Origin of the sequence: Methanolobus bombayensis (genome assembly GCF_017873415.1) — an archaeon.
Taxonomy (GTDB): domain Archaea; phylum Halobacteriota; class Methanosarcinia; order Methanosarcinales; family Methanosarcinaceae; genus Methanolobus; species Methanolobus bombayensis.
In genome coordinates, this window is sequence record NZ_JAGGKD010000010.1 from 55,102 (window position 1) to 80,164 (window position 25,063).

A 25,063-nucleotide genomic window follows, 5' to 3' on the forward strand; every position below is an offset into this window, starting at 1 on the left:
GATGAAAAAAGAGAAAAGCCTGTTCCAGACAGAAGATGCTGTCTCGGAAGTTGTGGATTTCAGTATAACTCTGGGAGTTATGCTCCTTGCAATAGCAGTGATAGCTCTTGCAGGATACCCTATGGTCCAGCACATGAAAGAGACGGGACATATGGAAAACATAAGGCAGAGCTTTTCAGTACTCACCCCTAACGTGAACAAAATAGTATTCGGTAAAGCACCTTCCCAGTCAGTGGAACTGAAGATGTATGGTGGAACGACCTACGTAACCGGAAGCAGTTATATGAATATAAGTATGGAACACTGGAATGAATCTTCTTCGTTCCTTGAAACCACATCATATGAAAGACAGCTGCGCATGATCGAAAACCAATATGAGGACACATCAGTTGCCTACGAGAATACCGGTGCATGGGTAAAATATCCTCAAGGAAAAGCGTTGATGATATCAAAACCAGCCTTTGCATATGACAACCATTCCCTGGTAATACCAATGGCAACGATAACAGGTTCAAAAGGGACTTCAGGTTCAGGACTTATTCGTGTGATAGCTGATGGTGGACAACTTGCAGTTGAAACCTATACCAACGTATCAAAAGTTGAAATTACCATGTCCAGTGAATACTACGAAGCATGGGAGAAGTACTTTGATGACTCGCTTGAAATGACAGTCACAGATGTAAATACCACAACAAATACCATCCATGCAGAGAAGAATTACAACCCTAACATAGATGTGTTCATAACAGTTTCACCCATGAGCGTGACCGTTGAATAAAAACAATACAAGGAGGATCATATCGTGAAAAACTTCTTCAGATCACAAAAAGCAGTATCATCAGTAGTTGGTATGATAATGATACTGGCACTTACGATCACATCTGTCAGTGTGATCTTCCTTTATGGGGTACCTACGATCTATGAAATGGAAGACATAGCAAACGCTCAGAAAGTGGAACAGGCATTCACAGTACTGGACTCCAGAACAAGTAAAGTCGCCCTTGGAGAATCACCGAGCCAGACAACTTCCCTGTCAATGATGGCAGGAGACTTAAAAGTTAATGGTAACAATGAATCCTACAATTCCAGCAAGATTGTCATAATCTCAGTGGATATAAACGCCACATGGTACAACAGTTATAAAAATAACAGGCACAGATGGGGTAGCTGGAAAAGTTACACTTCAAACCCGGAAATGAATGAGTTCAATGCCTCCATGGGAAGCATAGTCTATAGAGACAACGACAGAATCATAGGCTATGAAGGCGGAGGAGTCTGGTCAAAATATCCTACCGGAAAATCAGTAATGATATCACCTCCGGAGTTCCATTATAATGGTGAAACACTGACATTGCCTGTAATGAGAGTTCAGGGAGACTCACTGCACAGTGGAAAATCAGATGTCGACATCACTGTCAGTTCTAATAACATGCCTGTAGTACTATATCCTGACCCGGGTTCAGATAACAGAAGGACAAATCCTCTTACATCAGACAAGGTTATTATTTACATCAAGAGCGATTTCTATAATGCATGGGCCGACTATGCCAATACACTTGCCTATGCAACTGCCACAACCGATGACTACAACAGTACCGCAGTAGTTGAACTCGAAGTTATACCTGCAATGGGAAAAGACTCATTGAAGTCTGCTTTTAAAGTAGGATCTGTGAATCCTTCTAATCCGGAACCAATATACAATTTCTCCTTTGACCTTGAAGCCAGGGCATCACAGGGACTTAATCCAAGCAACTATCAGATAACTGCTACATCAGGAACAAAGACACTTACATATACCCTTGCAAAGAAAGGTGGTGCCAACCAGCTACTTCTTGATGTTGAATATGAGGATACCTCAGTAGGCAGTGTTGAAACATGGGAACATAATGGTATTTTTGTAGTGAACGGTGCAAAGGATGATCAATCTTCCACAGTAGACCTGCTTTCAAAAACATATACATTGGAATATGATGAAAATAATGATTTTTCATGGGATAACGATTCATCCATCAGCCTTGGACCAAATGTAGATTACTCAAAAGGCGATATTATGCCACTTTATAATCTTACGCAACATTATATGAAACTCATTACAATGGACGGTTCGGTGCTGTTTACTCTCCAGCAGCCAGGACACTCTGACCCTGTGGATTATGATGAGTCGACTCTTACTTTGTACTATGACGGGATGCCGGGCAGTATAACATATCTTCACGTTAGCAGAAATGATCTTTCGGTAAACTTAAATTAAAAACATAGAGGTTATACTTACAAAAGTGCAGGAATGCACATTTCAAACTGTATATTTTTTGTTTTAACAAATCATTTTTATATTATATATGGCATATATTCTAGAAATGATTGATGAAAAAGGTCAAATTGCAGTTGATTTCCTCCTGGGGATATCGTTATTCCTTATCGCTTTAACCTTTACAGTGCAATTCATTCCGGGTATGTTCATATCAGGATCTGCAGGTGAAAGTAGTCTCGACTATACTGCATACCGCACAGCCACAGTTCTTGTGGAAGACACAGGATGGTGGGGAAACAGTACAAGTAGTGGTACTGACTGGGAGGAACATCCCGTGAGCATTATGCGAATTGGTCTTGCAGTTGACGATGATCCAAGCTCTAAACTTACAAACACCCCGAACCTCATTTCAAGGAACAAGACACTTGAAATGATGAATGTGGACGAGAAAACATTCATAGAGATGATGGGACTCTACAACAATGTCGATGATACTCCATTTTCCTATGGTTACAACATATCATTCAAACAGAATGGAAATGTCCTGATGCTAAACAATACCAGCATTGTAAGAGGGCAGATAATCCCTAACTATCAGGAATCAACAAAGATAACACGCATAGTCCTTATGGAAAAAGGCACTATTGCAAGTTTTACAGGAGATAATCTTACAAGTGAGCTGGCTAATACAGCAACCATCAATGTAACCGGTCCTTTTGAGGAAAACATAACCATCCGGATAAGTGATCTGAATCTTACAGGCTCGTCACCAATGTTCCTGAATGCAAGTCTGGAAGGAACTACATTGACACGAGCATCAAATTATACAATGTGGAAAATGGATGGATGGGACAAAGAGCCTTTTAATGGGTCACTATCTTCAGGAGATATTATATCATTTGATTTTGACAAAGAACTTTTCAGTACAGGTACTGAATGCAGACTTGACCTTGAATTCATTAACGTAAGCCTGCCAACTCCCGGGCCTCCTTTTACAAAATATAACAACGAAAGCGCCCCTTATTACGAACCTGCATATCTCGTTGTGGAGGTGTGGCAATGAACGATAAAGGACAATTACATACCCTCGAAGGATTGGGTGCTGCCGTTCTGATGACACTGACAATCCTTACGATCTCACAGAGTACAATGATCGTCACACCACAGAACGAGCTTGCCATTGATGTCCATCTTGAGCAAATGAGTTCTGATGCGCTTACCGTAATGGATAGAAATCCTGTAGATTCTGCCCAGTATAATCTTACAGAGTGCATTGCATGTTGGGACATGAATGAAGCAGATTACCCAACAGATACTGCGGGAAATCTTGATGAACTTGATGCAGGACTTCGATATCTTTTACCTAATGCATTGTACAACGTTGACCTGGCATACATAGAAAACGATGATCTGAAAGTTGATAAGGCCATCATTAACGGACCCGCCGGAAAGAACGCAGTGGTCACAAGACATTTCGTAACACTCACAAATTCAACCGTTTCTGAAATGGGAGGCGGCTGGAATCTTGGAGATAATGAACTGAAAGTAGTAGAAGTGAGGTTGACAACATGGAAGATCTGAGAAAAGATACAAGTGGTCAATGGATAGCACTTTCAGGTCTTGTTATATCACTCATAATCATAGGACTTGCCGTACTGGCAAATCAGGCAGCACTGGCAGGATATCACTCGTCCAATGCAGCTCTTGAATTCCCCAAGGAGAACATAAGAGAGCTTAACCAGCACACCAGAGATAATGCACAGACAATAAAGGATATGGCATTTTACATGAACAGCACAACCAATGAAACTGTTCCTGTTGCCTTTGAGCAGTTGTTTGACAATTACAGCACGCAGATGCAAAAGCTCTATGCTGTGCACGGGGAAGTTGTAGATGTGTCTCTTGTATCCATAAATTCCACAACCGGGAATTATACCATGGAAGATATTGACATGGTCTTTGTAAATATCACATACGATGACGGTAGAACTCACTACTCAGCAGAGCCTGAAATTATCGAGGTGATGGAATGAAACGACTGTTTGCTGATGAAGAAGGGGTTTCAATCCTTTTCGAATACATTTTGTTCTCCCTGATATGCATCGGTTTCTTTATGATAGTGAGTGTCAACTCTGATGAGATATTCATGCAGACACCTAATGAAGTTGTGATGCAGAACGAGATGAGCGATATCGGAAACATGATGAGCACGATGATAACGGATATGTATCTCATTCTTCCGGCAAACGGCCAGATTGATACGAAATACGATATCCCGCCTAAAGTCGGTACAGAGACATACATCATCAATGCGGATATTGCCTATACGGACCAGATAATTGAATTGGTCTCATCAGATTCAGGAAAGAAAGTAAGAGTTACGATCGGTGGAATTGCTACGACAATGCCGATCAATGGTACTGCATCAAGCAGTTCAACAAATCACATGATCAGTTATGACTCGAGAAGATAGAAGTAATGCAGCAGTTTCCGAAACACTTGGATATATCCTTTTATTTGCAATAGTGACCCTTTCAATGGGTGTTATCTATGCAATAGGATATCCTGCGCTGCAATCAAATATGGACGCGAATGTTTTTGAAAGTGCAGAACAGAATTTCATTGTTCTCCAGAGCAACATGGAAAGAGTGGCCTTTGACCAGACACCTGTAAAGGTACTCAAACTAAAGCTCCAGAGTTCTTCTATAGAAGTTAGCAATGAGTCAGCCATATCAGTAACAACAAGCGATGGTTTTTCGTGGAATGGAGCGACCGGTGAGATAGTATTCTCTAAAGATGAGAAGACAATTAGTTATGAGAATGGAGCGGTTTTCAAGAAATATCCACGTGAGGCAACTGTGATGATATCTGAACCTTCTATATATGCCACATCATTTGAAAACACAACTGTGACAAACATAGGAATCGTGTCTGTTAACGGTCATTCACAATTATCAGGAAAGGGAATTGCCACAGTAAATCTCAAGCACAACTCAAGCAGCATGAATATGAGTTCATCAACTACCGATGTCATTGTACTCATAAACAGCACTCATGCTTCCAAATGGAAAGAATACCTTGAAGAAGCAGGTTTTTCAATAGATAATAACGCAACAACATCTTCAAGTGTTTCTGCTCATATCAACGATACAATGCTTATCATGAGTAATCACGATGTTGATGTAGACATATCATAAGCATATATTTAAACAGAAAATCCGGTCTGCATTGCCAGCCGGATGCTTCTTTTATAATCTGAATTTAATGTTTAGAAACATCTTTCTGATTATTCTTACATTTTTATAGCTTGAACGTAGCAACCGATTAAAGCACAAAACTGATTATAATGAGAATATAATCGTGAAAATAAATAAATAAATAAATAAATAAATTAAGCATTAATGTGTTAACTGAAAATAGAAAAGTAAAGAAGCTCCGGTTATTACCGAAACTTCTGGATAAACTGCAGATACTTTTACCACAACTGCAGATCAGCTAATACTTATCATACCTTTTGGCCTGACGGCCAGTACATCTCTTGCAACCAGCACATCACTCACGTTGTTGATATTATAGGCATATGCAGTTATGTAAGCTCTTCCGGCAATAGCACTTGTAAAGTCCACAGTATCAGAACCTACCACTGTTACATTGATCGGGTTCTCGTAGTTTCCAAAATATCCGATGTTACTGTAAAGATATACAAATCCATAGCTTGAATTACCCAGTGTGTCTTCAAGTGAGAGAGTAAGAGTTGTTGAATTTTCGATCAGCATTATTCTTTTGTCAGCGTCCATATCAAGACTTCCCAGTGAATAAGAAGTCACACTGGCAGCACCACCGCCAACGCTGGCAGCTCCGCCACCACCTACTACTACAGTGATATTCTCACCACTAAGATCCGTATATGTAACAGTTGAAGTTGGCATAATAATCGGCACATAACCTGCACCATCCACTTTCATCTGATACCATATTCCCCATTTATCACCCGGACCCATATTTGGCAACTGCCACTCAAGAGAAGAAGTGGAACCTGATGTAGTGATTGTAGGCTCTGCATTACCTGCAGGAGGTGATGTTGGAGTATAAAAAACAGTCTGATTACCTGTTGTTGCATTACTACTACCTGATTGGTAAGTTGCCTTTGCAACCGCAAGAGGTGTTATATAATTGTGAGGCACCTGGAGATCAAGTACCGGACCTCCTGCAGAGAAATTAGTTATCTGCATTGCAATTCCCTGGAAGATATCTTTCAGGACACTGGAATTAGGTGCGAAATAATATTCACCGCCGGTTATAGTTGCAATCTCTTCAAGGATCGGGTCAACTTCTGCTTCGCTGTTACCAAATCCCACTGTATAGATCACAGTATCATTGTCTTTTGCCCTGTATGCTTCCTCAAGTAGTGAATGATAACCTGCATTGTCAAGTCCATCTGTCATGATGACTATAGTGGAGTTACCATCGGCAGATGAGAGTTCATTGTTAGCCAGATACAAACCTTCATCGATGGCTGTGAGTCCGTCAGCAGTTATGGTATCAATCGCATTTTCAAGATGAGACAGTGAATCGTTCTCAAATGTTGAAGTTACACTGCCTGTCCATTCATTCCAGGAAACAGGAGTGGTTACCGGTTCTTGATCAGTGTCACTGAAAACAATGTCAAAACACTCATAATATCTGGAGGATGATGATTCAACTTCAGTAACAATGTCCCAGGAAGAACCATCCCATCTCTGGATATTAAGATCATTATAACCATCTGAAGCCATTAGGAAAATAGCATCTGATGAAGGATCAGGAGTCAATTGAACCCAGCGTGTGTAGGCACTTCCAAGACTTGATGCAGAAGATTCAGAACTCCATGAACTGCCATCCCATGTACGATACTTAGGAACTGAATTAGACTCACCCCAGACCACAATACCTGTACCACTGGACTGTTCAAAAGCAACATCCACAGATCTGCGACTGTATTCATAGACATCTCTCTCTACTCTCAGAGGTGTTTCCCAGGAAGAACCATCCCAGTCAGTAACATAAATGTCATAAGACCTGTCCTCTGCTGCAAGTATTATATCATCCGAATAAGGATCTGCTGCCATCTTTATCCAGTATACTCTTTCATCAGGGGTATACATGTCTGAAGGAGAACTCCATGAGTTTCCGTTCCATATGCGGTACCGTACAGTATCAGTATCCATATCAGACCAGACAACCATTGCCCTTCCTGAATCCTGCTCATATACAACATCAAAACACTGATAACTTGTTGCCCTGGCATCATCCGTAATGAAAACAGGGTTGCCCCACGAATCTCCATCCCAGACCTGTGCACGCATATCCCTTTCATCATCCAAAGTTACAAGGATCATCTCATCGGAATCAGGATTTGCTTCAAGTCTGATCCAGCCGACATCCCCATCTCCGGGATTAGTATCGTCCACTTCAGCATCCGAGCTCCAGGAAGAGCCATCCCAGACACGATACATAGGAACACCATCATTTTCATCCTTATCCATGTAAGTTATTATTGCATCACCGGATACCTGTTCATACTTCAGGTCAAAACCTCTCTGACCATAAGAATCCAGATTGTTGGAGAACTGGCTAACAGTCCCCCAGGAAGAACCATCCCAGACCTGTACGTTAACATCATAACTTGTATCTGAAGTTGCCATTATGATCTCCGAGTCCGTTGGACTGGATTCTAGAACTACATAAGAAGGACTGGCACCTATATAATTGGCAGAATCTTCAGATGACCACTCAGTACCATCCCAGGTTCTTATCTTTGGTGTGCCGCCACCTCCTCCACTATCATAATATGCTGTCATTACAGTATCAATACCAGTTGTGGAAACATTGACTGTGAATTCCGTGTCTGCCTGGACACCAGCACCTTTGGAAACATCAATGTTGTATGTTTCTCCAGCAGAAAGCAGTGATGAGACTTCACATACACTTGTACCGGTATCTGATGAAAGCACATCAACACCATCATAGAGAGTGACATTCACCGTAGTAGAATCATCCCAGGATAAGTTGAATACATAATAACCATCTGTGTCCGGTGTGAAATATCCGGTCCATGTACTGTTTGCAAGCACATAACTGGTCTGGTTGGCACTTGAAACAACATCCTCGTAGCTGTAAAGCGCAAGTCCTGCTTTGTCACCTCTTGTTTCATCAAAACTTGACATGAAGGCATGTGAGGATAACTGTGTTGCACTCTTTTTGTCTATGTAAGTTGTGATTGTGAAATCCACCAGACCTGAACCCTTACCCGTTACATTTACAGTCCAGTTACCTTTTTCTACTGTATCTCCGTCATCATCAGGATAAATATAGGACAGTGGATGGATCCATATGTATTCCCCGGTTGTGCTGTTTGGATAGTAACCCGTTGTATTATCATTGACACCATATACCATTCCGGATGGACTTGTAAGCTGAAGATCGAAATCCGCAGAACTGTCATCCCAATCAAGCTGGACCTTAAGATCGTTGATCGTTTCATTGATAAATATAGTATCCTCGAAATAATCCGGTTCCACCACGTTTACAGTACAATCATAACCATCTGCATCCAGATCAACAGTATTTGAATAATATTCAATACGAGTACCATTCCAATATACTTCCACATCGCTGACCTCACTTGTCCAGCTTCCCTGCCCATCGTACTCGTGATAATCGTAGAATGTAATTGTATTAGACCCAGCTTCTAAAACGTTAGTGAGATCATACTCATAGTTGGCCCATTGACCATTTAAACTTGAAGTATCATGGGAAGGAAGTGATGTGAAATAATTACCATTGATCTTTATGAGACATTCTCCTTCAGTGGAAGCACCTGAATCTAGCTCAAAAACAGTATCCAGGTCATATCCATCAAATTTGAGTGTGTATTCCTGGAGTTCCAGCGAATCCTCAAAAGTATAATCATAAGGAGTGAAACCTTCCACACCATATTCTATCTCAGATGCATCATAATCACTAAGTTCCTGAGCAATGGTATTGTATATCTCACCGAGGTCAGAACTGTCCGGTGCGTTGTAGTATGTACCGTCTGTCTCTGATGCGATATGACGCAGCAGGGCTTCATCAAGACTGCTACCAAGACCAATAGTATAGATAGTCACATCATTTGCATTCGCATATGCTATGGCATTTTCACCGTTCTGGTCAGAGCCTGCATTTGTTTCTCCGTCAGTAAGAACGATCATTACTTTTCTGGCACTTGAACGACCATGGTTTATAAGAAGATCGTTTGCATCCGCCATACCTTCTCCCATAGCTGTTGAGCCACCATCGGATATTGAATCTATTGCACTTTTGACTGAAACTTTGTTGTCATAGGCATTAAGCAATGTCATATCCTTGTTGACACTGCTTGAACTTGCAAATGAAACAATACCAACCTCAGAGTTGGATACAAGATTATCAGTGAATTCTTTTGCAGCATCTCTTGCATCCTGAATAGGTGTTCCTGACATACTTCCCGAACGGTCAAGAACAAGAACAACATCCAGGGGTGGTCCTGCATAGTAGTCCGGGTCCATACTGCCGGAGCGATCAAGAACAAGCATAGCACTTGCTGCAGGTCTTGTAATTGGCAGCTCACCTTCTATGGAGATTACAGTTGTGATGTTTACAAGGGAACCTGAACTCACTGAGACTGGTTTTACTTTTAGGCTAACACTGAGGAAAGGTTCGGATTTAACACTGATATTTGTAGACAAACTAATGTTCCCACTGGTTGCAAGGATGCTTGTGTTACCAGATACGTTTCCAGTAAACAAACCATATATACGTCCATCGGAATCCGTAGTAGCATTTATAAGATCAGTGTCATTGTAACCATTGACAGTAAATGTTCCTACTGTTGTGTTTGTGTTGTTGAAAAGAACATGGATATTAGGAAGTGAATGACCCCATTCATCAAGTGCTACAAGTGTTAGGTTAGCTTCATGATTCCCGTTAAGACCCTGAGAGAGTACTGCATTGGGGTTTGCATAGAAGTCCATTGAATCAAGCGGACCAGCTGTGAAATAAAGAGTAGTGCTGTTGGTGAAATTAGTTAAACCTGATTCGTTCTTATATGTTGCTGTTACGGAAAGTGATTCAATATAAGGAGTAGGACCCACCACAGTGTTTGCCCTTCCCTGGCTATTCAATGGGACATACACAGTAGTTCCATCATCAGTGTTGAATCTGACCTGTTCTTTGATCGGAGTTGAAAGAGGAATTATCGGGTTCATGAACTGGTCCGCAGGTCTGGCCGAAAGCGTATAGGAATCCTCGTTGTTTGAATACGAATACCCGGGAGTGTAGCTCATGAAGAAATTATCAATGACATCCGCAATACCTGTAATAGTAACATTATGCTGCAGTGAGGTATTCAGAACACTTATGGAAATGACGTTTCCACCTGCTCTTTTGTCTGTTGTGAAGACGTTTGGAACTATGCCGCTTGAATCTGTTGTACCATTATAGTATGTAAGACTGGCTGAATTGTAAAAATTGGGACTGTTATAAATAGTGTTTTCAGGTGGTGTTACTGTAAAACTGATGTTTACATCTTCTATCGGATTGTAGAATGAATCATAGACAATTGCAGAAATGTTAGAACTGGTATTCACAGTATATTCCTTGTTGTATATGACCTTCATAAGCCCGGGGGAGCCGGGAAAAATGTTAAGATATGTAGTGTTTGTTACAGAGCCTACTGTGGAATAAATGGTGATATTATCGGCAACTGTGGAATTAAGAGTAAGAAGGAAATCCTCTGAAGGCTCAGAAACATAAGTGACGTTCCTTTCGTCGGAACTCACGTTCAGGTAGGAAATAGTAGATGAGTCTACTGACATCTCCAGATCGTGCAATGGAGTTCCAAAGATATCTTTCACTACTATATTAAGACTAACCGGTGTACTGTAATTGATATTTCCGAAAATATCAGTTGGCAGAAATGTAATGTTGGTGATGTTACCTGCTGTGTTCACATAGGAATCAGCATGGACTATTATAGATGAAGAGGGAAGTGGTGAAAAACTTACATTTGTCTGATTATAGAAACTGCCCGAACTGGCATTTATGTTTGCAGTTCCTGACTCAGTTGAGTTAATTGAAACTTCTGCTATTCCTGAAGCGTTTGAAAAAACCGATGATGAACTAAGGACCCCAAGATCTGTTGTGAAGTTTACAAGCGTGTTGTTCTCAGGAGTACCGTTGTCCGTGACAAGTACACTTATGTTTACTGCATCACCAGCATCTGTTTGTATGTCAGTCGTTAGAAATTCAACATCCAGCGCAAAAGCAGATATCGAAAACATGATAAATATAGAAAATATGCATACCAGTTTTTTAGAATAGTCCATAGAAACACCTCATGTTCACCCTTTTTGTACCAACCTTAATCGGAATGTGATTTTTACCAATTGAATACTATATATATGTGTTACATATATATTATTGCTTATATAAGTCATTTATTATGACACATAGACGGTGTTTTTGGAAGTCTTAGCCGCACCACGAAACACTTAAATCCTACCCATCCATTAACCATTTCAGTAAGGTGAAATTCATGAAGAAAGCAATCATCGAGACTGGTAAAGGAAACATTGTCCTTGAATTGTTCGAAAAGGATGCACCAAAGACTGTTGCAAACTTTGAGAAGCTCATTAAGGAAGGATTCTATGACGGACTTACTTTCCACAGAGTAATCCCTGACTTCGTCATCCAGGGTGGATGTCCAAAAGGAGACGGAACAGGCGGACCAGGGTACACTATTAAGTGTGAGACCAAGAACAACCCACGTAAACACGGCACAGGTGCACTTTCAATGGCACATGCAGGAAAGAACACCGGTGGAAGCCAGTTCTTCATCACACACTCCCCACAGCCACACCTTGATGGCGTACACACCGTCTTCGGTCAGGTAATCGAAGGCCAGGATGTTGTCAACAAGATCAAGGCAAAAGACAAGATGAACAAGGTCACTGTTGTAGAAGAATAATTATTTTGTTTTGGCAGCTTTTGTACTGCTAGTTTCTATTTTTAGTGGGATGGTCTTTTTATTAGTGGAATTGCAATTTTAGCAAAATAATAACATCCCTTGTTGAATTGTTGGAAGAAAAGGGTGTTTTTGATTGTGAAGAGTAGGAAATAAGTTGCTTGAGAAGTTAGATGCTGTTAAAGGGTTAACTAAAATGGATATAAGGATTTGCTACATTATTAGTTTGAGGACTTGGAAGAATAAACTTGTCTATATAGGATTAATCTAAAGAGGTTTTGTAGGATATAATCATTTACGGGTCTTTAAAATTGAAAAAGCTTCTATGAAAGTTTCCAATCCTGGTATTATATCATGCATATAGTTAATGATTGATTCCTTAAGGGGTGTTTTTCCATATTTGTGATTATATACAGCTACTGGTATCATTACAACAAAGGATATGACGAGTAAAGCTGTAAAAAACAGACCAATTTTTGAGAGATAATTTACACCTTTATTAAATTCATCTACTTTACTTTCTTCATAATATGCTTTTTGTTTCAGTGACTCTAACTCTCTAGTAAGATTGTTATTATATCCATAATAAGTACATGTTTCATCAATAATCTTCAAATCATCACTTTCTGCAATACTGTATCCATCATAAACCCCCTTTCTTTTATTATCGAGATATGTCTGTACTAAAGAACTTATTTCGCTGTATCCTTCGCCACTTATACGGCTTTGCTCTACTAAAATAAAAAGTTGTTCTCGTATCAATAAATCAATTGCATCTTTTTCTGCTTGTTCTCTAGACCAATCGTCTTTAAGATTACTACTTTCAATAATCAAATTTAAATTTTCATCTATAAGAGTACCAGTAAGATTAAAACAACCCTCAGTAGCAAACTTCTGAATGTTTATATAATTAATATAATCAAAATGAACCAATGAGTTTTTTTCAATTAAAACATAATTATTCGATAAATCGACTCCCGCAATGATAGGAGTGCCAGATAATATTACTGCCGGAATACCTAAGGTAGTCATTGCTGAATTTGGATTAAGAATAGCACCGCTTACTATTATTTTTGATTCGCTATCCCTTATTGATTGAGCCAAATCTGGATTATGTGTGCCATAAGTGCAGATATAGTCTTCAATTGGTAGTTGTGTTTCAAAAAATTGAGATTCTTCAACTGTTTTTTGTGGGACATATTGTATCATTGCACCTTTTTTAGTGGATTTGGTTACTATGTAAGAATATGGATACCCGTTATAAAATGCAAAATGCTCTTTGTTTTCTACGCTTAAATTAGAATTTTCTAAAATCAAATTATACGTATCCAAATATGATTCTGCGTAATTATCAAAAATCTTTTCAGTTGCTACTGGAGAAATATAATTTATATGTAGATGATATCCTAAAAACGTGCCTATGATAAGAGTAACAATAACAATAGGCAATATTTTTTCAGGTTTCACAACTCAATAAAAACAATAAAGGTTGATAAAATATTCTATTTATGTTTTTGTTTATTCACATTTTCAGATTTATCACAGTAAAAATACTTGAAAACCATAATCATGAAAATCAAATACGATATCCGAACTGACAAATCCATAAGACTGTATATGTTATGCATAGTCGTGTTTTTAATGGACATGTACAAATCGCCACCATCGAATAAAATTGTTCCATAAATCAACAAAATTACAATTACAATAGCTGTTATTTGTGATTTTATAAACCATATCAAAGGTAAATACAATCTGACATTTTTTTTAGATATGTAGCAATCATCATTTTCCAAGCAAATATTTTTATTCATATAAATACTCCTTAACTTAACAGTATCACTATCAAGAAAATTACTTATATCAGAATGAGGAAGATAAGCGTTGTGTATCAGAGAACATAACGCATTGTCAATAGATAGTTTACGTTAAGTTCAGCTGACTGCATGCAGGAAGGTAGTAATTATGACATCCAACAATAAACTAATTCTGGCTATTGCAGCCATACTTGCACTTGTGGTTTTTGTAAGCGGGTGCACAGACATAAATGCAGGTGAGGAAGGAACAACCATTACAGTATCTGCAGCAGCGAGTCTTACAGAAGCATTCACAGAACTTGAAACTGCTTTTGAGTATGAGAATCCTGATATCGATGTGAACTACAACTTTGCAGGATCCGGAACACTCAGGATGCAAATCGAAGGTGGAGCACCAATTGACGTGTTCGCATCAGCATCACAGAGTCATATGAATATATTAAGCAACCAGTCCTTAATAGTAGAAGAATCAAGAAAGGACTTTGCATCAAACTCAGTTGTACTGATAACACCTGTTGACAGTGAACTGAATATAACAGGAGCAGAAAATCTTCTTTCAGATGATGTTGAAACAATAAGCATTGGAAATCCTGAAACAGCACCAGTTGGAAAATACACCGTGGAAGCACTTGAAGAAGCAGGCCTCTGGGATGAACTTCAATCCAAAACACTGCTTGCTGATGACGTAAAGCAGGTGCTCGTCTACGTTGAAAGAGGAGAAGTTGACGCAGGATTTGTTTATAGCACAGATGCAGCAACAGCAGATGAAGGAACAATTGAAGTAAAAGCAACCATTCCAACTGTTACCCCAATCAGCTATCCGATAGCAGTAGTCGATTCATCCGAACACCAGGATGAAGCACAGACATTTGTTGACTTTGTCACATCTGAAGAAGGAATGGCGATTCTGAAATCCTACGGATTCACAGCTTAAAAGGAAAAGAAAATGTTCGACCAGATTGGATTTCCCCTGTTGATCACCCTGAAGATCGCCGGCCTGTCCACATTGATTGTTGCAATAACAGGCATGGTGATATCTTACATACTTGCAAGACGTGATTTTGTAGGGAAATGGCTGGTCGACATTCTTGTAACCTTACCCCTTGTGCTCCCACCCACAGTAACAGGTTACCTTCTGGTAGTTCTGCTTGGAAAGAAAGGAATGCTCGGTAGTATTTTGTACAACCTCACAGGATGGACAATAGTATTCACCTGGCAGGCAGCAGTTATTGCTGCTTTTGTCGTGTCCCTCCCACTTATGGTAAAAACCACCACCGCAGCCATAGAAGCAGTGGACAGGGAATATGAATATGCAGCTTTCACCCTTGGAAGGAAAGAACTCGATACCGCACTTTTTATCACACTTCCACTTGCCAAAAAAGGCATACTTGCAGGAATAGTACTCAGTTTTGCAAGGGCTGTCGGAGAATTCGGTGCAACACTTATGTTTGCCGGGAATATTCCCGGAAGAACGAACACAATGTCGATTTCAATATACAGCGCATTCCAGGCGGGGAACAGCGAACTTGCAAACATGCTGGTCATTATACTGATCCTGATGTCCCTGCTTTCAATGGCGATAACTGCAAAGATCATCAATAACTGGAAAATATGAGGTTAAATTGTGGGAATTAAGGCAGATTTTCGAAGAAGATATTTCAGAAAAAAAAGTGATAAGAAAAAAGGTATTGAGCCTCTTTTCATACTTGATGCCCAGTTTGAGGTCGGTGATGAACTTGCAGTCTTTTTCGGACGTTCCGGTACGGGAAAAACTACAGCTCTGCAATGTATATCCGGTTTGCTGGAACCAAACGGTGGAAAAATAATTGTCAACGGAACAGTTTATTTCGACTGCCACAAAAGAATAAATCTTCCTGTGCAGCAGCGTAGCCTTGGTTATGTATTTCAGAATTACGCACTCTTTCCTCACATGGACGTGAAAAAGAACATAGCCTACGGCCTGAAAGGATGGGATGAAAATGAGAAAGAGGAAAGGATCAAAGAAATGCTCCAGATGCTTGAGATAGAAGGATTGGGAGAGAACTATCCTTCTCAACTCTCAGGCGGCCAGAAACAGAGGGTTGCATTGGCACGTGCTCTGGCACCAAAACCTGACATACTCCTGCTTGATGAACCTTTTTCTGCTCTTGACAGGGTTGTCCGTATGAAACTAAGGGAAAAGATCAAGGATATACAGAGGGAACTGAAAATACCTGTACTTTTTATTACTCACAACCATGTTGAAGCTTTCACAATAGCTGATAAGATCGTTGTGTTCCATGATGGCCGTGTGCAGCAGATAGGAACCCCTGAAGATGTATTCTATCATCCCAGGAATAGCCATGTTGCCGAACTTGTGGGTGTCACCAACATATTTGAGGATTCAGTAGTGGTAAAAGATGATGAAATGGCAGGAACGATCAAATTGAGTTGTGAGGATATGGAAGTTACTGCAAAAAGACCGGAATTTAAGATAAAGGATAAATTATCCTGGGGAATACGTCCGGAGAATCTGCGCATCCTGCCTGCAACTGATGATTCTGCCTGTGAGGAAAATACATTTCGAGCATGTGTGAAAAGCATGGTAAACAAAGGATCAAGTAAAGTCCTTGCCCTTGAAGTTAAAGAGAAAAGCAATTATTTGATCGCTGAACTCGGTAATCAGTCCTTTGAAAATATGGACCTGAAAGCTGAAGATGATTGTCTTGTTCGTATCGAAAGGGACAGGATAGTCCTTTTCTAAAAAGATTCAGTTGTCCTTTGCATTATTATATTGATTTTACATCTGCTGCCAGGATATGCAATAAGATTGCTTCCGGATACCTCGAGGCTTACTCTGATCAGAATGCCCAATAAACTTTTAAAGTTGCATTACCTTTTCTGTATGAAGAGATGAAATTCATTGAAAGGCTTTTTGGAAAAAAGCAGGAAAAAGAAGAGTCTCATTCAGCTATTTTTGAGTTCAGAGAACTTACCTCAATTGTAACAGATGAGTCTGAAAAGCAGGAAGAAAAACTCAAACCTATCGTTGCGGATCATTACGATTCAATAAAAGAGGTACTGGAAGAAATAGATGTTCTGAGGAAGGAACTTCTTGAGGCAGAACCCATAGAGAATGTGAGCAAAAGGGGAGAGAAACTCGGTGACTCAAACAGAGATAACGTTGCCAATAACCTGAAACTTATTAATGATAAGCTGAAAGTTCCGGAAGACAAATCACCTTTAGATGCCTCTGAATTCTACAAAGAAGCAAAATCGATCCTAAAAACTGTTCTAGATAACACCAATCGTAGTCTGATGTACATTAAAGCCCTTTACCCGCAGGAACACCAGAAGATCAACCAGGGTCTTGCTGAACTGGAAGATGCTCTGGATGGACTTTATTCATCAATCATGCAGGGAATCAAAAGATTAGAAGGCCTGAAAATGGTCGCATCTGATGTTGAGGAAGTAAAAAGAATAGAAGAGGAAATGGACAGCAGTGCTAAAAAGATACAGGAACTTCATTCCAGGTATGATTCCGCAAAGGAGAAACTCAGCAGGGCGGATTCAAGACTCACAGAACTTGAGAATAGTGAAGAATTTGAAAAAGCAAGGCAGCTGAAGGATGAGATCAAAACAGTTGAATTAGAAATAGCTGACATTGAAGTAGAAACAAAGAGATTGTTTACACCTCTTTCCAAAGCAATTTCAAGGATGGAAAAACAGGATAATAGTGAAAGATGTGTGCTTTCACCTGATAATAGAGCAATACTGAACTCAATTAAAGAAAAACCTGCTGATGCGATAGAACAGAATATCGATCCATTCCTTTCAGAACTCACAAACCGGATCGAGAGCGGAGAACTTGGACTTAAGGACCAGATGTGTGAAAAAGCCCTGAAGCAGATAGAGGTTCTCAACGATGAGAAAACAATATCATCACTCATTGAACACAGAAAAGAACATCTTGAAGAGAAAGACGAACTCCTTGATGAGCTGAATAGTCTTAGCATCTACCAGGAGAAAGAAGATATCGAGAAAGAGATTGAGAAATACAATAAAAGTATGAAAGATGTGAACAATGATATCGACTCCGAGAGCAAACACCTGTACAACCTTAAAGATGAAATTGAAAAGAAAAAATCAGACCTTCTGTCAAATACAAGAGATGTGTTTGGAGAAGAAACTGAGATCAAGTATAATGAATTAACTTGATATAAATTATTTATTATGTCTTTATTTTCATCCATTCCGACATAAATGCTGCTGATTTTTGAATAAATGAAAAAGAAGAGATCAAAGTATTATTTTGATTTCTTCGTTCTGCAAACTAATGCCAGAATTGTAACAATGATCAAACCAGAAAAAGCCACCAATGAATTAAATGGACCCTCTCCGGAAGATTCTGAATCAAGCGGAACATCCGATACTGTTTTCTCAAAAACCGGACCATCTGCAACATTGCCAGAAGATGAGCCTGCGTTTACCGGATTTTCTCCTGAAATATCCACACAGATTATAAATGGCGAAAATCCTGTGGTTGTTGCTTCAAAGTAGAAGTACTCATCATCTTCACCTGTTACAACAATTGGAAGTTTGTTCCAGATACCATCTGAGAAGTGTTCCATGTGGACATTCCCTTCACCAAAGCCATTCGACTCAAGCCATTCCTTTGAAACCGAGAAAGATATCTTCGCATCACCAATACCAGATGAGAACTCTTCATCGCCAAGGATGATTTCCATTCCCTTATAAACCGTTACTGATGCAGGTGCAGGAGAAGTTTCCGGCAATTCATCAAGAAGACTTACAGTTGCCATTACATAACCCTCATTTATGTCAGACTCAAAACTAATCTCGTTTACCGGAGTGGAACCATCTGTGAAGACATATTCTACTTCAGCATCCTTTCCAACAAAACGTACACTTGAATCAGTTGCAACGATATTTGCCGGAGATGATGTGGTTGTGGCTATTTTTAAGCGAATTCCATCATTATCGTCTTCATGACTGGAACTGATGTCTAAAACAGCTGGTTGAACATCATTTAAGGTCAATGGAAGATTATCAGTATTGTTACCATCATCGATTATCTCATATGCAGTACAGAAACCATTTCCTATGGAATATTCAGTCTGACTCCAGCCCGTACCATCCGGCTTTGCCCAGAAATTTCCGCCAAGGTAGCTCCGGTTGATGATATTTGTATCTGATGTCTTTGTTATGTTCCATTTGTTGGAAACGCCGCCTGATACGTAGGCATTGTTGCTGTTGTTGAAATAGTTATTATAGATCAGATTGTCACTGCATCCGGAAAGAAAGATCCCATAGTTATTATTGTCATTTAAAGTGGAATTTGAAACTTCGTTGCCTTCTGAATCGGTCATGTATATACCATATCCATTGTCAATGGAGGTACAGTTATTAATTTTACTAATTGTAGTATTGTAAAGTCGAATACCAAAATATGTATTTTTGACCTCTATTCCTTCAATGGTGATATTTGAACAATCAACAAGGAAGATCTTACCTGCATTCGAATCCTTATCAATAACAATATCCGATACTCCACTAAGATAGTAAATAGGTTTACCATCTATCGTATTACTTGTATCGATGACATTCGTATGTGATTCAAGCAAACAATTATACCGACTTCCTGATATTGAATTATTTGAAAAATAATTGTTACCTGAATATTCGACATATAGACCGGATAGTGTATTGTTATCAATAGTACAATTCAGGAAACTGCTATTGTATGTTCCCTGCATGATCAGACCGGAAAGATAATTATCAGTTATTCTGCATCCGATCACATTGCATTCGTTCGCGTACAGCAGGTAAATTCCATAATGTCCACCTGAAACAGTGATATTCTGGATTGTGGCGTTATTTGCCCACAAGAAGAATGCATAATTGGATGGATCAGCCTTATCCGTATCAGAGGATATTACTGTTACATCATCAGGATCATTTGTGGAAGACCTGATAGTAATATTATCTTTTCTGACCCTTATTCTCTCATTGTAGATTCCAGGTTCAATTACAATAGTGTCTCCTTCTGATGCTGCATCTATGGCATCCTGAATAAGTGTGAACTCTGCAGTACCACTGCTATTCACAGTAAGAGATGTATTCAGCACCTGTATGAAAGAAGTCCTTGTTGAGATGTTATTACCAAAACTATTCGATGCATTGAGGGTCACATTATAGTTTCCCGGAGTCGAGTAGGAATGTGATGGATCCTGTAATGTTGATGTTGAATCATCCCCAAAGTCCCATTCCCAGGAAACCGGTGAAAAAAGACTTACGTCGCTGAAGTTGACCGATTCATTCACATGAACATATCTTCTGTCAGCTACAAATGCTGCCTCAGGAATCTTATTCTCTTTGGTGAAAGCTTTGATACATATGTTCATATCTGATGCAGAAATATCGATCCAGTTAACGCCATCAGAACTTGCATAGCTTTCCCCTGACCCAGAGTGGAAATTATTGCTGCTGTATCCGTATACAGGTTTTTCTACAGCTATCGGATAATTGAAGTCGGGTGTTGTGAAATTAATAAGCACTGAAAATTTCTGGCCTGCTGAAAGTGTAACATTGCTATCAAGTTCAACTGTATGATAACCAGCCACAGGAATGCTTCCGTTCTTTACGGATACAGGACCTGAAGAATTAACCGGACCATTCTCAGGGTCGAGATAGATAGAAATATTATATGAAGTATTTGAATCTACAGCATAGAAACTTACAGCTTCAAGTGTTTCATTTGAATCAGCAGTAAATACATTGGCACCTGTAAGAGACGTATCATTATCACCAACACTTTTACACCAACCAAGAGGATCGTACTGGTATATCCGGTCATAGTTGCTTACATTATCCGCAGTGAATAAAAAATTGATATTATAATTTTTGTATATGCTATCAGAAGAAGTTCCTATTGATGTATCATAATAAGAGACATAGAAGTAACCATCTTCTCCCCAGTTCTCACCCCAGGAATTTTTCACAATATATGCACCATTTCCAGGTGCTGCAGGTGTGAACTTCTTCCTGTTAAAATTATCATCCCAGCCTACCAGGGTCACTGCGTGAGTAATAACCGCATCTTCATCATAGCAATAATAAGTATTATTTGCTTCATTGAAAAAACGAGATTCATCACTGTGTATTGCTATTCCAATGGCACCATACTCCATCATCATCAATTTGGAAATATTACTGGAGTAATTCACAAAAGGAAATATGAAGGTTTCCTGAACATGTTTTGCTGTTATGGCATCAGACGGAGAAACTGGTGAAAGATCATCATAAGGGTCATCTGATTCCATTATTGGCCCATCCCACCTTGCAAGATAGGCAAGAGCCATCATATTGTTCCCGCCAGCATCAGGAGAAGAGGAGTCAAAACCATTCTCATTTGATATCAGCAGAGTGTTCTTCATATGATTCTCAGAAAAGTCCCGGGTTTCAGACCTGTTGTGTATCAGATAGGACTCCAGTGAACCAAGAGTACTAAAAGTCCAGCAGCTTCCTGCAAAACCTTGGTCCTTTACACTTGTGACACCTCCTTCTTCCCGCAGGTCATAACTGGAAGGAATAAGCGCTTCAGAACCATATAATGTAATACCAGATGGTGAAAAGTCAGAATTGACTTCTGTCATCACCATATCCATACCCACCGGTGAAAGATAAGAAAAATCTATAGGATAAGGAACAAAACCGGTTGAAGGTGTAAAAATATCAGAGTCAACATTTTCTTTTGATAATGAAAAAGATGATTGGCTATCTGGTAATATCAAACCAGATAAAGTAATCATATCATCTGTGCCGGACTCATTCTGAGTTCTTATCAGAGAATCCTGATATTGAATAAATTCTGGGTTTAAAGGTGCCGTAGATAATTGCCAGCTGTTGAGACTTTCTCTGGAATTCAATTCATATTTAGAATCAATATCTGCTGCGCTGACAGAAATGACAGGGATAATGGTGAAAAACATTATCAAGCAGAACATTAAGGATATTACAAAATAATTTATTTGTTTTTTCATCTGATACCGCACCTCTGAGAAGATACCATAAATACATAATGAAAATATAAATATAATTTATAATATAATACTTGCCCTTTGAAAGAGAGGATAATAGTTTTGAGGTTTCACAAAAAATAAATGGATATCGAACCTATAATAAATAAGAATCGTATTCAGGAGGAGAACATGGGAAAAGATGAAACAGACAGGTACAGAATAAAAGAAGTAGAAGATTTTGAGAAAAGAAAGAAGAAAGAAAAGAAAGACGAGAAAAAAAAGGAAAAAAGAAATATTCTCGGGCTCAATGACTGAGTCTCATTTTTTTCGTGAACTACTCCTAGCTTACGCAAGGAGCTTCCTGCTTCATTCCCCTTCCTATTGGAAGCAAGTCCACAGGCTCTTCCCCTCGTTCCGAGGGTGTCTTATGTGATTATCAAATTTTGATTCTGTAATGCGAATTTCTTAATGTTGATGGCGGCATTTATGTCTCTATCGTGGTGGGTGTAACAGGTAGAACATTGCCATTCTCGAATTTTTAATGTGATTTCTTTATTATGAAAACCACAAACATTGCAAACTTTTGTACTTGGCTCGAATCTTCCGATACGGAGAATTGTTTTTCCATACCATTCGGCTTTATATTCGAGTTGATTGAAGAACATACTCCATGAAACATCACTTATAGATTGAGCTAGACAGTGATTTTTAAGCATACCGGACACATTAAGAGATTCTACTGCTATGGCTTGGTTCTCGCTTATGATTTTAGAAGAAGTCTTGTGCAAAAAATCTGCTCTTTGGTTACTTATTTTCTCATGAAGTTTTGAAACTGCTAATCGTGCCTTTGCTCTGTTCTTTGAACCTCTTTGTTTCTTAGAAAGGCGTTTTTGAAGAACTTTAAGGCGTTGCATACTGTTTCTCAAATATTTAGGATTGTCGATTTTATCACCATTGGAAGTGATGGCAAAATCCTTAATACCTACATCTACTCCGATTGTAGAATTATCATTGAAATATTGTGTATCAGGTTTTTCTTTTCCATCATCGACAAGGATACTAATATAGAATTTTCCAGTAGCAGTTTTAGAAACAGTTGCGGTTTTAAGTTTACCTTCAAACTTCCTATGTAATTTAGCTTTAATTGGTTGCTTTATTTTAGGGAGCTTGATAGTATTTGTTTCAAAATCTACAGTATAATGTTGTGGAATCTGGAACGATTGTAAAGGATTTTTTCTTGATTTGAAGTTAGGAAATCCTTTTTTCTCACGGAAAAATTTAGTAAATGCAGATTCGAGATTGATAAGTGCATTTAGCAATGATTGAGAGTTTACATCCTTTAACCATTCGTATGTTACTTTCAATTCTTTTACTACCATTTCTTGTAAATCGAATCTGGAAAGATGTTTCTTTTCCGTTTCGTATGCTTTGATTTTTTGCTCTAAAGCCCAATTATAAGTGAACCTACATGCCCCGATATGTTGCATGAAATGTTCCTCTTGTTCTTTATTTGGATAAAGACGGTATTTATAGGCTTTAAGCATTATATCTTATAATATTTTTACAATACTTATAGTTTTCGTAAAATTAGATTAAGAAAGGTCATACCCGGATAGTACGCCCCTCATCTCCCACCTGTCGCTACGCTCCGAGGAAGGAGACTTCCCAGCTTAGAGTTAAAGATATTGACCAATTCAGAAGGCTATATAGATTCTTTTGCCTAGAACTAAATACGATACTGAAACTAGTATGCTTCGAGTAACATGTTACTCACATAGTGCCTTCCTAAAACATTTTTGAAAAACGCATTGGTGTACGAACAGGGCGTCTATTGGTTCACCGACGCCCATATTTTTTGTCATGTATATGTTATGCTAAACAGGATGTCATATAAAACTGTATACCAGATTGCTTGAAGTCAAACAAAATATCGGAAAATCCATTTAACTGTGACTACTAATTAACCTGTATGTGTACTCCCAGATGTAGCCTTGCAGATATTGCACCTACAATATCCAGAATACTTGCAATTCCCATGGTAGTGCCGGATGGATGTGTTATTAATGACGTTGCAGACCATTACATAAAGCACGATTGTAAGAGAGTGGTGCTTATCATTGCGGATAGTCTTGGCTTTAAATTATACCATCGGTATGAAAGTATTATGCCTTCTGTGAGCAGCCTTGTAAGTCAAGGACTTTTAATGGGTTGCTCATCCGTTGAAAGACACACCTCACCCTGCATAGCATCGATATTCTCCGGTTACCTGCCTGAGAATCACCATATCCACAGTACTGAGGATATTTACAGGGAACGTGCAAAGAACCCTGAGAACCCAAAGATAAAAACCATACTTGAATGGGCATACGATGCAGGATTCAAATCTGCTGTTGTCATCGAATCGGAAGGAGCTGAAACTTTCAGGGAACGAGTAGATGAATTGCATGGAGTCAAAAACTCTGAGGACATAATTGACTACGACCATAGGATTATAAAAAGTGCCATAAATACCCTCAGTAACGAACCTGATCTCCTGGCAGTGCATCTGCGTTCTATTGACAGATATGCCCACCGTTCGATACATGGTAAAGAACTGGAAGAGGCTATAATTAATACAGACACAAATATCGGACAGATAATTGAACATGCAGAGAAAGGTACATTGTTCCTGATCTGTGGGGACCATACCATCCATGGATGGGAAAAGTGGAAACTCAAGGCAACTGATGAAGAGATTAGAAATCATAATGAGAACGTTGTGGCTCTTATTGTAGGATGTAAATAAGTGAACTACCCCTCCCTGTCAGCCTTCGGCTGTCGAGGAAGGAGCTTCCTACGAGTATAAGTCTCATTTCGTTATCATTCTGTTGGGAATGATTCCTATCAACAAACCTGTTTGTCGTAGATTATCAATCATTGATTGATAGCTTGTCCACAAAGCATTATGTTT

General features: G+C 39.2%; 18 protein-coding genes. 14 read left to right on the forward strand and 4 right to left on the reverse strand.

The window, feature by feature from the left end; translation table 11 throughout:
* The first annotated feature begins 1 nt into the window (after position 1).
* The 7 genes from J2746_RS11360 to J2746_RS11390 all read left to right on the forward strand — a co-directional run bounded on the left by J2746_RS11360 (position 2) and on the right by J2746_RS11390 (position 5,448).
* Complete coding sequence (locus J2746_RS11360; RefSeq protein ID WP_209620804.1) at positions 2 to 778, forward strand: DUF7289 family protein; 777 nt, start codon at positions 2 to 4, stop codon at positions 776 to 778.
* Positions 779 to 802: 24 nt separating this feature from the next.
* Entirely contained in the window at positions 803 to 2,251 is a 1,449-nt protein-coding gene (locus J2746_RS11365) for a DUF7289 family protein (protein ID WP_342451840.1), read from the forward strand.
* Between the two features lie 106 nt (positions 2,252 to 2,357).
* A complete protein-coding gene (locus J2746_RS11370; protein ID WP_209620805.1) occupies positions 2,358 to 3,314 on the forward strand; it encodes a DUF7287 family protein in 957 nt (318 codons plus the stop codon).
* A complete protein-coding gene (locus J2746_RS11375) occupies positions 3,311 to 3,832 on the forward strand; it encodes a DUF7288 family protein (RefSeq protein WP_209620808.1) in 522 nt (173 codons plus the stop codon). The genes J2746_RS11370 and J2746_RS11375 overlap by 4 nt, the downstream gene beginning before the upstream one ends.
* Complete coding sequence (locus J2746_RS11380; RefSeq protein WP_209620812.1) at positions 3,820 to 4,284, forward strand: hypothetical protein; 465 nt, start codon at positions 3,820 to 3,822, stop codon at positions 4,282 to 4,284. The genes J2746_RS11375 and J2746_RS11380 overlap by 13 nt, the downstream gene beginning before the upstream one ends.
* Positions 4,281 to 4,724, forward strand: a complete 444-nt coding sequence (locus J2746_RS11385; RefSeq protein ID WP_209620814.1) for a hypothetical protein — start codon at positions 4,281 to 4,283, stop codon at positions 4,722 to 4,724. Before J2746_RS11380 ends, J2746_RS11385 begins: the two co-directional genes overlap by 4 nt.
* Positions 4,708 to 5,448 (forward strand): DUF7289 family protein, encoded by a 741-nt coding sequence (locus J2746_RS11390; protein ID WP_209620817.1) that lies wholly within the window; start codon positions 4,708 to 4,710, stop codon positions 5,446 to 5,448. Before J2746_RS11385 ends, J2746_RS11390 begins: the two co-directional genes overlap by 17 nt.
* Before the next feature lie 294 nt (positions 5,449 to 5,742).
* Here J2746_RS11390 and J2746_RS11395 read toward each other — a convergent pair whose 3' ends face one another.
* The gene (locus tag J2746_RS11395) at positions 5,743 to 11,637 is read right to left on the reverse strand and encodes a VWA domain-containing protein (RefSeq protein ID WP_209620819.1); all 5,895 of its coding nucleotides are present in this window, start codon (positions 11,635 to 11,637) and stop codon (positions 5,743 to 5,745) included.
* Positions 11,638 to 11,846: 209 nt separating this feature from the next.
* Here J2746_RS11395 and J2746_RS11400 point away from each other — a divergent pair, with 209 nt between their 5' ends.
* On the forward strand, positions 11,847 to 12,278 hold the full coding sequence (locus J2746_RS11400; RefSeq protein WP_209620822.1) for a peptidylprolyl isomerase: 432 nt from the start codon (positions 11,847 to 11,849) through the stop codon (positions 12,276 to 12,278).
* 288 nt (positions 12,279 to 12,566) lie between these two features.
* Here the strand turns inward: J2746_RS11400 and J2746_RS11405 are convergent, their stop codons facing one another.
* Positions 12,567 to 13,742, reverse strand: a complete 1,176-nt coding sequence (locus tag J2746_RS11405; protein WP_209620825.1) for a hypothetical protein — start codon at positions 13,740 to 13,742, stop codon at positions 12,567 to 12,569.
* A gap of 498 nt (positions 13,743 to 14,240) precedes the next feature.
* On the opposite strand from J2746_RS11405, the gene modA reads away from it, so the two are divergent.
* From modA to J2746_RS11425, 4 genes are all read left to right on the forward strand, one after another.
* The gene (gene modA / locus J2746_RS11410; RefSeq protein ID WP_209620828.1) at positions 14,241 to 15,026 is read left to right on the forward strand and encodes a molybdate ABC transporter substrate-binding protein; all 786 of its coding nucleotides are present in this window, start codon (positions 14,241 to 14,243) and stop codon (positions 15,024 to 15,026) included.
* Between the two features lie 12 nt (positions 15,027 to 15,038).
* A complete protein-coding gene (gene modB / locus J2746_RS11415; RefSeq protein WP_209620843.1) occupies positions 15,039 to 15,707 on the forward strand; it encodes a molybdate ABC transporter permease subunit in 669 nt (222 codons plus the stop codon).
* A gap of 9 nt (positions 15,708 to 15,716) precedes the next feature.
* Complete coding sequence (locus tag J2746_RS11420; protein ID WP_209620846.1) at positions 15,717 to 16,835, forward strand: ABC transporter ATP-binding protein; 1,119 nt, start codon at positions 15,717 to 15,719, stop codon at positions 16,833 to 16,835.
* A gap of 149 nt (positions 16,836 to 16,984) precedes the next feature.
* Positions 16,985 to 18,289, forward strand: coding sequence for a coiled-coil domain-containing protein (locus J2746_RS11425; RefSeq protein WP_209620849.1), 1,305 nt, complete (start codon positions 16,985 to 16,987; stop codon positions 18,287 to 18,289).
* 89 nt (positions 18,290 to 18,378) lie between these two features.
* Here J2746_RS11425 and J2746_RS11430 read toward each other — a convergent pair whose 3' ends face one another.
* On the reverse strand, positions 18,379 to 22,134 hold the full coding sequence (locus tag J2746_RS11430) for a lectin like domain-containing protein (protein ID WP_209620851.1): 3,756 nt from the start codon (positions 22,132 to 22,134) through the stop codon (positions 18,379 to 18,381).
* Between the two features lie 168 nt (positions 22,135 to 22,302).
* Between J2746_RS11430 and J2746_RS14910 the strand changes: the two genes are divergently transcribed.
* A complete protein-coding gene (locus tag J2746_RS14910) occupies positions 22,303 to 22,428 on the forward strand; it encodes a hypothetical protein (RefSeq protein WP_280921241.1) in 126 nt (41 codons plus the stop codon).
* A gap of 110 nt (positions 22,429 to 22,538) precedes the next feature.
* Here J2746_RS14910 and tnpB read toward each other — a convergent pair whose 3' ends face one another.
* Positions 22,539 to 23,657, reverse strand: coding sequence for an IS200/IS605 family element RNA-guided endonuclease TnpB (gene tnpB, locus J2746_RS11435; RefSeq protein WP_209620854.1), 1,119 nt, complete (start codon positions 23,655 to 23,657; stop codon positions 22,539 to 22,541).
* A gap of 425 nt (positions 23,658 to 24,082) precedes the next feature.
* Here tnpB and J2746_RS11440 point away from each other — a divergent pair, with 425 nt between their 5' ends.
* Positions 24,083 to 24,898 (forward strand): alkaline phosphatase family protein, encoded by an 816-nt coding sequence (locus J2746_RS11440; RefSeq protein WP_209620857.1) that lies wholly within the window; start codon positions 24,083 to 24,085, stop codon positions 24,896 to 24,898.
* Positions 24,899 to 25,063: the final 165 nt, after the last annotated feature.